Origin of the sequence: Proteus sp. fly-1089 (genome assembly GCF_040138965.1) — a bacterium.
In the GTDB taxonomy this organism is placed as follows: Bacteria; Pseudomonadota; Gammaproteobacteria; order Enterobacterales; family Enterobacteriaceae; genus Proteus; species Proteus vulgaris_B.
Map to the genome: position 1 here is coordinate 592,602 of NZ_JBEETS010000002.1, position 13,099 is coordinate 605,700.

A 13,099-nucleotide genomic window follows, 5' to 3' on the forward strand; every position below is an offset into this window, starting at 1 on the left:
CATTTGATGAGTTTTTAAGGCAATATAGCGCCAGAATAAATTTGGAAAAATAACGATGAGTACTCATAAAGTCCAATGGCACTACCGTTTTTCAATTATTAATCAAATTGCGATATTAATGTTACTTTTCACTCTATTGGGTGTGGTAGGCATGGCGATTTCTAACCATATTATTTTGAGTGTACAAGGTAATGCTCATGCGATTAATAAGTCTGGATCGCTACGAATGCAAAGCTATCGCTTACTATCTGCTTTACCCCTAGATGAACAACATCGTTATTACCTTCATGAATTAGAAACCGATTTAGACAGCAATGAGTTACTTCAAGTCCTGAGTAATGCATCGTTACAATCACAATATGCTCAATTAAATACATACTGGAAGGAAACCTTAAAACCAACCTTGCTCTATGCACAACAACGAGATGATGCAAAACAAGAAGTCGCCTTGTTTGTTTCTCAATTAGACAAATTAGTCTTAAGCATAGATCAGTTAACAGAACAAAAAATAAGGTTGGTAGCTTATACGCAGCTGATTTTCACTGCACTCACACTGTTATTGTTATTTGGCTCTGTTTGGCATTTCCGCCGCCGTTTACTTCACCCTTGGCAGCAATTAATGGCAATGGCGAACTCAATTGGTCATGGTAATTTTTCTGCCCGCTTTCACCAACGCACACATCACGATGAAATCGCCACACTCGGTATTGCACTTAATACTATGTCAGAAGAGCTTTCTACACTTTATAGCGAGCTAGAAAAAAGAGTGGTTGAGAAAACTCACGATTTACAACAAAAGAATAAAGTACTCTCTTACCTCTATCATTCAAGTCAACAATTGCATTCACCCACGCCTCTTTGCGCTCGATTAAGACAAATATTATTTGAGCTTCAACAAATTATTCCTGATGCTTATTTGCAAATACGTTTATATGAAGATAATCACCACACGTTGTTTAATGAAATTAGTTTAGCGCCAAAATCTCGCCCTGAGCATTGCCCTGATAGAGAGTGCGAACGTTGTGAAGAAACTTCTTTTACCGAAACACCACTACATAGTGAACTACTGCATTGGGAACTCGCCGATCAGATCCATCGTTATGGATTGTTTGTTATGCAATTACCTGAAAATATGGTGTTGAGTGATGAGCAAAAAAATCTCATGTTATTACTCACAAAACAAATTTCGGCAATGCTGGCAATGGAACAACAAAACGAGCAACAGCAACAGCTACTATTGATGGATGAGCGCTCAGCGATTGCACGTGAATTGCATGACTCAATTGCACAATCGTTATCATGTTTAAAAATGCAGGTTAGCTATTTGCAAATGCAGTCTGAGACCCTTCCAGATAATTGCCAAAAATTACTTAAAGAGATGCGTGAAGAACTGAATGTCGCATATCGACAATTAAGAGAATTATTAACGACATTTCGTTTAAAACTCACAGAGCCTGGATTGCTTGCTGCACTAGAAAGCACACTCAATGAATTTAATCAACGCCTTGGTTTTGCTATTAATTTTGATTATCAGCTACCAGCAAAATGTGTCAATTCACATCAAAGCATCCATGTTGTTCAAATTGTACGTGAAGCATTAAATAATATTTTGCAACATGCCAATGCAAACTGGGCTGAAGTCTCTTTAAGCCTTAATAATGGGCAAGTAGAACTAAAAATTAATGATAATGGTGAAGGAATTAGCCCTAACCCTGAAAAATTAAATCATTATGGTCTTATTATTATGCGAGAGCGCGCAAATAGCCTAAATGGTTCTTATACTATAAAAGTACGTGAACAGGGCGGTACTCAAGTGTTTGTTAAATTTCCATTAATAACTACTCATAAAGATCCTGTCCAAAATGGAGCAAGTCGTAATGAATAATATGGTTCCACCCACAGAAAAAGCGACAATTTTACTGATTGATGATCATCCAATGTTACGCAATGGCGTAAAACAACTCTTAAGTCTTGATGCAACATTAACTGTCGTTGGGGAAGCGGGTGATGGGCTACAAGGTGTAAAATTAGCAGAGGAACTCGATCCCGATTTAATCTTACTCGATCTAAATATGCCAGGAATGAACGGCTTTGAAACACTCGATCAACTGCGATTAAAATCATTGTCAGGCAGGATCGTGGTTTTTAGTGTCTCAAATTACAGTGATGACTTAGTAACAGCACTAAAACGTGGTGCTGATGGTTATCTTCTAAAAGATATGGAACCTGAAGAATTACTTGCGGCACTTAAACAGGCGGCCGCCGGAAAAATGGTTGTCAGCCCTGCATTAACGCCTATTTTAGCTGAATCATTACGTGAAGATCGTTCTGAAGGTGAGCGTGATATTGAACAGCTCACCCCGCGTGAACGTGATATTTTAAAACTAATAGCACAAGGGCTATCCAATAAAATGATCGCACGTAAACTTGATATCACAGAAAGTACGGTCAAAGTACACGTTAAACACTTACTGAAAAAAATGAAGCTAAAATCTCGCGTTGAAGTTGCCGTTTGGGTTCATCAACAACGTGTCGATTAATCAAAATTAGGCACAATGGGCTGATGAGTTCTCATTAGCTCAACTAACTCTTTCGCCCCTTTTTGTAACGACTCCCCTTTTAACCACATGGCATGAATAGGCAATCGCAATTCATTTTTCGTATTTTTAAACTGAAGTTGCTTTAATTTACCTTTTTGTAATTGAGTATAAATCAACGAATATGGCAAATTACCCCATCCCATTCCTGCTTCAACCATGCCTAATGCCATTTGAAAACTATCCGTTTGCCAATAATTTGTCGCCACTAATGAGCGCTCATCCCTCAACTCTTTAGTGTGACTTGCGATCATAATTTGGCGAACATTTACTAAATCCTCAATAAATACGCCAGATGGGTGTGCTAATGCAATATGACTTGCAGAGATCGTTGCCACTAATGATTCAGAGCCGAGATATTGAAATTGCTCATCACCATTCACATACAAGCCCCCATAAACTAGGCTCAATTGAATTTTATGCGAATGCAACATCTCAATAATGTCATCTTGTGCCGCGGTTATCACATTCACATTAAGTAATGGATAACGTTGCGTTAATTCAGATAACGCAGGTAATAAATAATCAGGATTAATATCAGCTGCAACACCAATATTTAAGACACTTTCGAGATCCATTGAAAGCTCTTGAGCATGCACTTGTAATAATTTTAATTGCTCTGCGATCATTCTGGCATGAGGTTCAAGTGCTTTGGCTTTTTCGGTTGGCTGAGGCTCTCGTGATGATCGCTCAAAAAGTGCATAACCTAATTCAGCTTCCATATTGGCAATCGCCATACTGACTGCGGAAGGAACGCGTTTTAATGAACGAGCTGCCGCAGAAAAAGATCCCTTATCCATCACGGCTAAAAATATCGCAATATGTTCACTTGAAAACTGCATGTTCACTCCTGATGTTTCAGTTAAATTGATACTAGCTGACTTTTTCTGTCATTCTTGCTGATTTATCTTACGATGCTTAACAACACTAATCCACAGAAAAAAGAGAGCACAATGCAAGGTATCAAACGAAAAATTGTCTACGTGACAGCTTATGAGATTTTTGGGTGGGTTATTTCATCCGTTGGACTTGCTCTTTTGGCCGATAGCTCAACAGCAGTAACTGGCCCATTAGCACTTGTGATAACAACAATCGCGGTGAGTTGGAATTTTATTTATAACTGTATGTTTGAATTTTGGGAAAGTCGGCAGATTTCAAGAATTCGAACTTTTAGGCGTCGTATTGTACATGCAATTGGATTTCAGCTAACACTAGTACTCTATTTAATTCCGTTAATTGCATGGTGGCTTAATGTTTCGTTATGGCAAGCGTTAGTGATGGATTTTGCGCTGATCATCATTATCCCTTGTTATACTTTCGTTTATAACTGGATATTTGACAAAGTATTTGGTTTACCGAAATCTGCATTACCTGAAAATGCGCCTGTAGCCTAAACGACAAGCGAATTAAGAAGAGTGATCTGCAATTAAGATCACTCTTTAACAGGATAGATATCTTCTAAGGCAAATTGCTCAATACCGCCCTCTAACTCACAACGACCTAAACCCATGTTTTTATCATCAGCCGTTGTTCTTTTGAGTAACTTACCTGTTACTTGAGAAAGCTGAGTATCTAATTCAACAACACGATAATATTCTTTCATATAGCTTTCTTCACCTAGCGCCATATAAACTAAAAATTCATCACCTATTTTAATGTTCATCTCGTTTCTACTTACTCTTAAGAATTAATCTAATAATTATCAATTAGTTTAGTCTAACGAAAGGTAATAAGAGAAAAATTGACTCACTCGATATTACATTAAGTTAATTTATTAACTTCCAACTCATCATCATGATGCTGATCAGAATAAAAGACAGTGTTAAGTATTGGAAAAAACGCTCTGATAAATATGCTAAAAGATAGCGTGCTAGCGGAATAGAAAGTAATGAGCCTAAACAGAGAATAAGTGCGGTATGTACGTCGGTATAGCCACCAGCACTATAAGCGATAGCGGAGCCCCCCGAAAGAATGGTTGTAATAAAAATAGAGGTACCAATCGCCTCTTTAATCCCCATTTGTGCAAAACGCATTAATACAGGCAATACGACTAATCCCCCCCCTACTCCCGTTGCTCCAAGCACAAACCCTGCACTCATTCCTGGTACAAATAAGGAAGAAAAAGTAACAGATGAAGATGGTGGCAAAGAAATTAAAGGATGTGAACCTGTTGATCTTCTTATCATTCGTTGTAAAAACAAGACCAATGAAAATACAATGGCAACGATCATTAAAATATTAATACCAGATTCAACACGATCGTAATATTGAGGTTGCGATCCCAACCACGTCACCCCATAACTTGCTAAAAAAGTTGCAGGAAACATGATCGCTAAAATTAATAATGCGGGTTTTAATGGAATATTACCTAAACGAAAATGGATATAAGAAGACGAGAGTTTCATTAGCATAGATAACAAATTAGCTGTTGCCACAGCCGCTAATGCATTCATTCCAAAAAGATAAATAAGAACAGGTAATAAAATAACGCCTCCGCCAACTCCGGTCGTTGTAATAACTAACCCTATTGCAGCGCCGATAAGCAGTTGTGAGACGAGTAACATCTTATTTCCTTTTGCTGATAATTTAGCGAGCCTAGATTATAGGCAAAATAACTTATAACCAAAAGGAATTAGATATAACAAATAGATATATAAATAAAGTTATTATAAAAAACCCTTTAATACGAAATTTACTCATATTAAAGGGATAAGATTAAAGACAGATATTATTCTTATTAATCAATGTGTTAATTCTTTAACGTACTTAATTTATTTCAGCTAAAATGGTTTCTGCTGAAAAGTAATCGCCTGTTTTGGCTTTTTGCTGTAATACCCCGTCACGAGATGCGACTACCTGAACTTCCATTTTCATCGCTTCCATAATGGCAATGACATCACCTTCTTTAACTTTATCACCATCAGATAAGATCCAGCTATGTAATATGCCAGAGATTGGCGCTATCACAGCTTTTTCATTCTCTTCTTTCTCATGATTAGCACTAATGACTGTTGGTATTACCGCAGAGAGTGACAGTAATTGAGCAGGCAAAGCAAGTTCATGACGACGGCCATCAATTTCAATAAAGGTACGTACAAGTTCTTCATTTTTTGCTGGTGTACTACGAGGAAAATGGATATTTTTTGCCTGAAAATCAGTTTCAATCCAACGAGTATGCACTTTAAAACTTTCAACAAAGTCATCTTGTTCCATCATTTTACAATGGAAAGGTAATACACTTGCCACGCCTTCTATTTTAAATTCAGATAATGCTCGACGAGCACGAGCAATGGCTTGTTCGCGAGTTGCACCCGTCACTATCAGTTTGGCCATCATTGAATCGAATTGACGTGAAACCTGATTATTTTCAGCAACACCACTATCAACTCGCACACCAGGGCCTGAAGGCTGAGAAAAATGTGTAATTAAACCAGGTGTAGGTAAAAAACCTTTGGTGGGATCTTCCGCATTAATCCTAAATTCAAAAGAGTGACCGCGCGGGACGGGAGTTTTATCAACACTTAGTGGTAAACCTTCAGCAATACGTAACTGCTCGATAACTAGATCAATACCTGCGGTTTCTTCTGTAACTGGATGCTCTACTTGTAAACGGGTATTGACTTCCAAAAATGAGATAGTGCCATTTGCACTTAATAAAAACTCAACTGTACCAGCCCCTATATATCCCGCTTTAGCACAAATATCACTGGCTGATTGATGAATACGTTGGCGTTGTTCATCATTTAAATAAGGTGCAGGTGCTTCTTCAATCAACTTTTGATTACGACGTTGTAGTGAACAATCTCGTGTTCCGACGACGACGACATTGCCTAATTTATCTGCGATAATTTGCGCCTCGATATGACGAGGCTTATCTAAGAATTGTTCAACATAACATTCGCCACGACCAAATGCCGTGACAGCTTCTCTTACTGCCGAATGATACAGTTCTTCAATTTCTTCCATTTTATGGGCGATTTTCAAACCACGCCCACCACCACCAAAAGCAGCTTTAATCGCAACGGGTAAACCATATTGCTTAGCAAAATCTAATACTTCTTTGGCATTATTAACAGGATCAGCAGTGCCATTAACTAAAGGAGCACCAACTGACTGTGCAATTTTACGTGCTTTCACTTTATCGCCAAGAACTTCAATCGTTTCAGGATTTGGCCCAACCCAAATAAATCCGGCTTCTTGTACCGCTTTTGCAAAATCCGCTCGCTCTGAAAGAAAACCATAGCCCGGATGGATCATCGTCGCTTTAGCTTTACTAGCAATATCAATAATTTTGTTGATATCTAAATAGCTTTCTTTCGGTAAATTACCATTGAGTCCATAAGCTTCATCAGCAAGACGAACGTGCAGTGCATCAATATCATCATTCGCATAAATAGCAATTGAAGTGGCACCATAATCCTGACAAGCACGAATGATACGAACTGCGATTTCGCCTCGGTTTGCAATAAGTACTCGATGCTTCACTCGTTGTTTTTGGTTAATTGTTGTCATGAGTGGCATTCTCCTATCAATATTCTTGAAATTCGGTAATTGGATTAAAACGAATTTTAGCGTTAACAGGGATCTGCCCTGCGAGTGGTAAGTGATATTCAGCGACAGCACCAATAACAGGATAGCCCCCCGTTAATGGGTGATCGTTAAGAAACAAAACAGGCTGCCCATTAATTGGCACTTGTATTGCACCAATACAGGTACCTTCACTTGATAATTCTTGTTGTTGCTCACGTGTAAGAGGCGTTTCGCCTAATAAACGTAAACCAATACGATTAGATTGTGGTGTGACCTGCCATAATTGAGAGGTCAGCGTCTTTATTGCATCCGCGGTAAACCAGTCAGTACGAGGGCCTAAAACAATATCAAGCGTGACGGTATCTCCTTGTTTTGGCAGTGTTAATATTGGTTGCTCCTCAACAATAATGCGGTTTGATGTGCTGTCGTTGTTAAGGTGAAGAACATCTCCTTCTTGCAGTGCACTAGGCCCAATTTGCGCTAAAGTATCAAAAGCATAACTACCTAAAACTTTAGGTAATTCAAACCCACCTCTCACAGCAAGATAGCTACGTACCCCTGTTGTTGGTATGCCTAAAATAATTTCATCACCACAACGAACATCAATAGGTTGATAGCTTGATAGATATTCACTCTCTCCCGACTCATGTTTTAGTAAAATAGAACAATCCGCCCCAGTTAAAGCAATAACACAATCTTGTCGCGCTTTAAGCCTTAATCCACCTTGAGTTATCTCAAGTGCCACGAAAGTTGTCGGATTCCCCACCAAACGATTAGCCGCATGTAAAGCAGGTTTATCTAGTGCACCAGAAGCGGAAACTCCCATTGATGCAGCACCAATTCGTCCTTCATCTTGAAATAATGTCTGCAACCCTGCCGAAATGACATATAAGCCTTTATCATTTAATGAGAGAGAGGAAGTTACTGCTAATTTTTTTTCAGGTAATGAAACTGTTATTGGTGCTTTTTGTGCATCAATAAAATGCACTTCATTTCCTGGCAATAAAAAGGCAGGTTGTTTGCGGGAAAGATCCCACATTTTTATTTCCGTAGTTCCGATTAATTGCCAACCACCTGGGCTTTGTTGTGGATAGACACCACTAAATTCACCAGCTAATCCGACAGAACCTGCTGGGATCCGTGTGCGAGGAGTTTTACGCCGAGGTACATAGAGCTCAGTTTCATCAGCGATCAGATAAGCAAAGCCCGGCGCGAAACCGGTGAATGCCACTTGATAGGTTTGTTCGGTATGTCTTCGGATCACATCATTTGTGGTTATACCTAATAATTCAGCCACTTCATGAAGATCTTCCCCTTGGTAATGAACAGGGATCGTTAATGATTGTGCTTGACGTGCTGATACCGCTTTGATTTCTAATTGTCGGAGCTGAATAACAAGTTCTTCAGCCGTGATTAGCCACGGAGTATAGTGAATTAAGAGCGTTTTCGCTGCGGGCACAATATCTTGAATAGCAACAATATCCGCTTGTTTAACGGATTCATACAACGCAAGCGTCTCTTTTAGAGAGGAAAGCTCAACAAGTAAATGGGATAAGTTAACCGGTAAAAAGCGCAAAGTATCTTCCTCCCTTATACGTGATAAGCTGCATCGGGCACATCGGTAATAAACATATGCCCAGGAGCATGGCTAAGTGCAAAAGGAACACCTGAGCGCATCACCGCCGCTTGTGGTGTCACACCACAAGCCCAAAACACAGGGATCTCACCGTCTTCAATTCTCACTGGTGAACCAAAATCTGGTGACATTATGTCTTTGATACCTAACGCTTCAGGGGAACCAATATGGACAGGAGCACCATGTACCGAAGGAAAGCGACCACTTATCATTACTGCATCAGCAATTCTATCTGAAGGAATAGGACGCATTGAAACAACTAACTCGCCTTCTAATCGTCCTGCTGGGCGACATAAGCGATTGGTTTTATACATTGGAACATTGCAGTTATCCGTGATGTGTCGAATTTCAATGCCCGCTTCTAACATCGGCGTTTCAAAAGTAAAACTACAGCCAATAAGAAATGTCACGAGATCAGGCTGTTGTGCCCAAATGGCTGTAGCATCTGTAATTTCATCCGCTAATTTGCCATTTTCCCAAACACGATAAAGAGGAATATCAGTACGTAAATCAGCTCCTTGCGCTAAAACAGTGCGATAACTACCTGATTCACAAACATCTAATATTGGACAGCTTTTAGGATTGCGCTGTGCATAAAGTAGGAAATCAAATGCCCAATCACGAGGCAAACTAATCATATTTGCTTGTGTCATTCCTTTTGCCATACCTGCTGTTGGTATAGCTAAACCATGACGAATTGCTAATCGAGCCTCTTGTGCTTTGGCGATTGCATCAGCAGTTGCTTTCATTAAATTTGTCATATTTACCCCTCACTTTTCAGTAAAGCTGGAGCAAATGCTTTAATTTCAACACCATTATTTATTAAAGTTTCTTTTACGTTTTTAGCTAAATTGACTGCGTCAGGACTATCACCATGGACACAAATAGAATCTGCTTCTATAGCAGTAAAAATACCTTCTATAGACTCAATACCACCTTCTTGTACAAGTTGTAACATACGTTGTGCAACACGTTTCGGATCATGTAAAACTGCGCCCTCTTTTTTACGAGAAACCAGAGTGCCATCAGCGTGATAAGCTCTGTCTGCAAAGGCTTCTGCTATTACATGAAGCCCTTTCTCTTTTGCAAATGTAATCAAGGGAGATCCCGCTAAAGCAACTAATACTAATTGAGGATCTACGGCAAGTATCGCCTCAATAACAGCAAGTGCTTGGCGTTTATCATGAGCAATTGTGTTATAAAGTGCACCATGAGGCTTAACATAAGTCACACTCAAACCTACTGCTTTAGCTAGCCCTTGCAAAGCACCAATTTGATAAATCACATCAGCGGTTAATTCATCACTGGCAATATCCATATTACGACGGCCAAAACCTACTAAATCAGGATAGGCAACATGAGCTCCAATCGAGACATTATGCCGTTTTGCCGCTTTTAATGTTCTTAAAATTCCATCAGGGGAGCCAGCATGAAAACCACAGGCAATATTGGCACTACTGACTATTTCAAGTACCGCATTATCATTGCCCATGGTCCATTGACCGAAACTTTCACCTAAATCACTGTTTAAATCGATGGTATTTATCATTGTTATTATTCCTTTAAGCAATCTTGAGGTAGTTGAAAATCGCACCAACTGACATGATGCCCATATACCAAGTCAGCACACAGACTAAAATACCTGACCATAACAACCATGCTGGGTATTTATAGCCATTCATTAAGTCTTGGCGACGCCATGCAACAAAAATAAACAGTGTCATACCAATAGGTAAAATCAAACCATTAAAACCACCGGCAAAAACTAATAAAGCAGCGGGCGCTGTTCCCATCATCATATAAATAGCTAATGAAACAGCAATAAAGATAATGGTTGCGATATTACGTTGGCGCTCCGTGAGCCCTTTTTTAAACACAGTGATAAATGACATAGAAGTGTAAGCAGCACCAATAACACTAGTGAGAGCAGCCGCCCATAAGATAAGACCAAAAATACGTAACCCAGTTAAACCTGCCGCATGTTGAAATGCTTGTGAAGCAGGATTTGCGGCATGGCTAGAAATATCCAATGTAACACCACTGGCAACAACACCCAATATTGCAAGAAACAAGATATAACGCATCAACCCAACAACTAAGATACCTTTTGTTGCAGCGCTTGATACCGCTTCAATATTCTCAATACCTGTCGTTCCCTTATCAAGAAGGCGATGAGCACCCGCATAACAGATATAACCCCCTACTGTTCCACCCACAATCGTGGTAATTGTGGCAAAGTTAATAGAGTCAGGTAAAACTGTTTGTCTTAATGCTTCACCAATAGGTGGATTAGAAGCAAACATGACAAAAACAGTTAGCAAGATCATGACCATACCAAGAATGATAATCATGCGATCAATAAAATTACTGGCTTTGCGTGAAGAAAAAATATAGATCGCAAGTAATGCACTTAAGATCCCACCCCATTTAGGATCTAGTCCAACCATCGCATTAAGCCCTAACCCTGCACCTGCAATATTACCGACGTTAAAAACTAAACCACCGAAGATAACTAATATCGCCAGCAAATAGCCACTTCCTGGGATAGTTTTATTGGCAATATCTGAAGCGCGCATATTAGTTACCGTGATCACTCGCCAAATACTTTGTTGCACAATAAAATCAATCACGATCGACGCTAAGATCCCAAATGCAAATGCGGCACCCATTGTCACCGTAAAGGTTGCTGTTTGTGTAATAAAGCCAGGACCAATTGCCGAGGTTGCCATTAAAAAAATAGCGGCAATCAGAGAGGAACGCCTACTTTTTATAAACGAAGTTGTATTTGCAGAATCTTGTGTAGCCATAAGCTACCCCCTTTATCATCATTATTTTAATTATTATTACTAAGGCAATTTGCATGCCATTGTTGAGCATGAATAGTTGATTGTTAATCATCTGATATTAGATTGTTGAACAATTAATAATAATAGATGAATAAATAAGCAAATAGATTTAAATATGAGATGATAAAAGTGCAAAGAAGATCGCATTTTTAACATTTTATTGACAATTCGGGGTAATTTATTCGTATCAAAAATGCACGAAAATAAGGCATACAAAAATTGGATGCACAAAAATAGTGCATTCAAATGAGAAAAATAAATTTGAGTATTAAAGATTGATAAAGAAAAACTAATTTTTTTAATAAAAAGAAATAGAAAGCGATATTGTAGAGAGTGATAAGTACAACATACAGCAACAATAGAGGTTATATATTGTAAAGCTCACTGATAGAATAGATGTTTCTATTGAGCTAATAGCAGAAGATAATGCAGAAAAAAACATCACCACAAATTCTTTCTCAAAAAGTCGCCAATATTATTCGGCAAAAGATCACTATAGGAGAATTACCTCCCGGAGAAAGACTTTCAGAAACCGCATTAAGTGAAACACTAGAGATATCTCGTAATACCTTGAGAGAGGTTTTTCGTGTGCTGACTCAAGAAGGACTGTTAACTTATAAACCTAATCGTGGTGTTTTTGTTTCAGTGCCAGATATGGCCTCTATTATGGATATTTATCGTGTAAGGCGGTTAATTGAGTGTGACGCATTACGACATTCTTATCCTATGCACCCTGCTATTATTAGAATGCAAGATAGTGTCAATCAAGCAAAAAAGTTTCAAGAACAACAGGATTGGAGTGGTGTCGGAACCTGTAATATGCATTTTCATACCGCTATCGCTGAGCTTTCTGATAGCCCCAGATTATTTAAGCAATACCAGCTTATTTTAGCTGAATTGCGTTTAGCATTCGGTTTATTAAATGATCCTCAGTTATTACATGCACCTTATATTGAGAAAAACGAACAGATTTTAATACTGTTAATGGATGGCAAAGCACAGGAAGCGGCGATGGCTATGGAAGACTATTTGGAAATTTCAGAAAGGACAGTACTCGCTGCATTCTCTCGCTATAATCTTTGTTAATTATTCAGTTGATAATAAAAATGCCCTATATTGGGGCATCTAAATAGCATATCTTTCTCATTATTCTATTAAAAAAAACCAAACGCAAAAAAGCCAACCCATTGGGTTGGCTTTCTCGTCTTATTTAATGCCTGGCAGTTCCCTACTCTCACATGGGGAGACCCCACACTACCATCGGCGCTACAACGTTTCACTTCTGAGTTCGGCATGGGATCAGGTGGGACCGTTGCGCTATGGCCGCCAAGCAAATTCGGTTTATTACCCGCTTCCTTCCTTTCGGTCAGTCGCCAGTAATCTCAATCTTAAACAAGCTTACTTCATCTACTTTTTGTCTCTCAGACAAAACACCTTCGGTGTTGTCAGGTTAAGCCTCACGGTTCATTAGTACTGGTTAGCTCAACGTA

At 39.0% G+C, this 13,099-nt stretch carries 12 protein-coding genes and 1 rRNA gene; 4 read left to right on the forward strand and 9 right to left on the reverse strand.

Features of this window, described 5'->3' with window-relative positions:
* Positions 1–55 precede the first annotated feature (55 nt).
* Together narX and narL are read left to right on the forward strand one after the other, a co-directional pair.
* Positions 56–1,885, forward strand: coding sequence for a nitrate/nitrite two-component system sensor histidine kinase NarX (gene narX, locus ABN080_RS09130; protein WP_196554889.1), 1,830 nt, complete (start codon positions 56–58; stop codon positions 1,883–1,885).
* A 1-nt stretch (position 1,886) separates the two neighbouring features.
* The gene (gene narL / locus ABN080_RS09135) at positions 1,887–2,540 is read left to right on the forward strand and encodes a two-component system response regulator NarL (RefSeq protein WP_082151816.1); all 654 of its coding nucleotides are present in this window, start codon (positions 1,887–1,889) and stop codon (positions 2,538–2,540) included.
* On the opposite strand, the gene ABN080_RS09140 is transcribed toward narL, so the two are convergent.
* Positions 2,537–3,439 carry a LysR family transcriptional regulator gene (locus ABN080_RS09140; RefSeq protein ID WP_340894911.1) on the reverse strand — a complete coding sequence of 301 codons (903 nt, stop codon included), beginning with the start codon at positions 3,437–3,439 and terminating at the stop codon, positions 2,537–2,539. The genes narL and ABN080_RS09140 overlap by 4 nt on opposite strands.
* A gap of 111 nt (positions 3,440–3,550) precedes the next feature.
* On the opposite strand from ABN080_RS09140, the gene ABN080_RS09145 reads away from it, so the two are divergent.
* Positions 3,551–3,991, forward strand: a complete 441-nt coding sequence (locus tag ABN080_RS09145; protein ID WP_196554891.1) for a PACE efflux transporter — start codon at positions 3,551–3,553, stop codon at positions 3,989–3,991.
* Positions 3,992–4,029: 38 nt separating this feature from the next.
* Here ABN080_RS09145 and ABN080_RS09150 read toward each other — a convergent pair whose 3' ends face one another.
* From ABN080_RS09150 to ABN080_RS09180, 7 genes are all read right to left on the reverse strand, one after another.
* Positions 4,030–4,260 carry a hypothetical protein gene (locus ABN080_RS09150; RefSeq protein ID WP_072069856.1) on the reverse strand — a complete coding sequence of 77 codons (231 nt, stop codon included), beginning with the start codon at positions 4,258–4,260 and terminating at the stop codon, positions 4,030–4,032.
* A 103-nt stretch (positions 4,261–4,363) separates the two neighbouring features.
* Complete coding sequence (locus ABN080_RS09155; RefSeq protein ID WP_349440870.1) at positions 4,364–5,161, reverse strand: sulfite exporter TauE/SafE family protein; 798 nt, start codon at positions 5,159–5,161, stop codon at positions 4,364–4,366.
* Between the two features lie 202 nt (positions 5,162–5,363).
* Entirely contained in the window at positions 5,364–7,109 is a 1,746-nt protein-coding gene (locus ABN080_RS09160; protein ID WP_349440871.1) for an acetyl/propionyl/methylcrotonyl-CoA carboxylase subunit alpha, read from the reverse strand.
* A gap of 16 nt (positions 7,110–7,125) precedes the next feature.
* Positions 7,126–8,703 carry a 5-oxoprolinase subunit B/C family protein gene (locus tag ABN080_RS09165; RefSeq protein WP_197269597.1) on the reverse strand — a complete coding sequence of 526 codons (1,578 nt, stop codon included), beginning with the start codon at positions 8,701–8,703 and terminating at the stop codon, positions 7,126–7,128.
* A 14-nt stretch (positions 8,704–8,717) separates the two neighbouring features.
* A complete protein-coding gene (locus ABN080_RS09170; protein WP_196554895.1) occupies positions 8,718–9,524 on the reverse strand; it encodes a putative hydro-lyase in 807 nt (268 codons plus the stop codon).
* Between the two features lie 2 nt (positions 9,525–9,526).
* Positions 9,527–10,312, reverse strand: a complete 786-nt coding sequence (locus ABN080_RS09175; protein ID WP_349440872.1) for a LamB/YcsF family protein — start codon at positions 10,310–10,312, stop codon at positions 9,527–9,529.
* 13 nt (positions 10,313–10,325) lie between these two features.
* Positions 10,326–11,570, reverse strand: a complete 1,245-nt coding sequence (locus ABN080_RS09180; protein WP_349440873.1) for an NRAMP family divalent metal transporter — start codon at positions 11,568–11,570, stop codon at positions 10,326–10,328.
* Positions 11,571–12,035: 465 nt separating this feature from the next.
* On the opposite strand from ABN080_RS09180, the gene ABN080_RS09185 reads away from it, so the two are divergent.
* Positions 12,036–12,695, forward strand: coding sequence for a GntR family transcriptional regulator (locus ABN080_RS09185; RefSeq protein ID WP_072069862.1), 660 nt, complete (start codon positions 12,036–12,038; stop codon positions 12,693–12,695).
* Between the two features lie 129 nt (positions 12,696–12,824).
* On the opposite strand, the gene rrf is transcribed toward ABN080_RS09185, so the two are convergent.
* A 5S ribosomal RNA gene (rrf, locus tag ABN080_RS09190) occupies positions 12,825–12,940 on the reverse strand.
* Positions 12,941–13,099 lie beyond the last annotated feature (159 nt).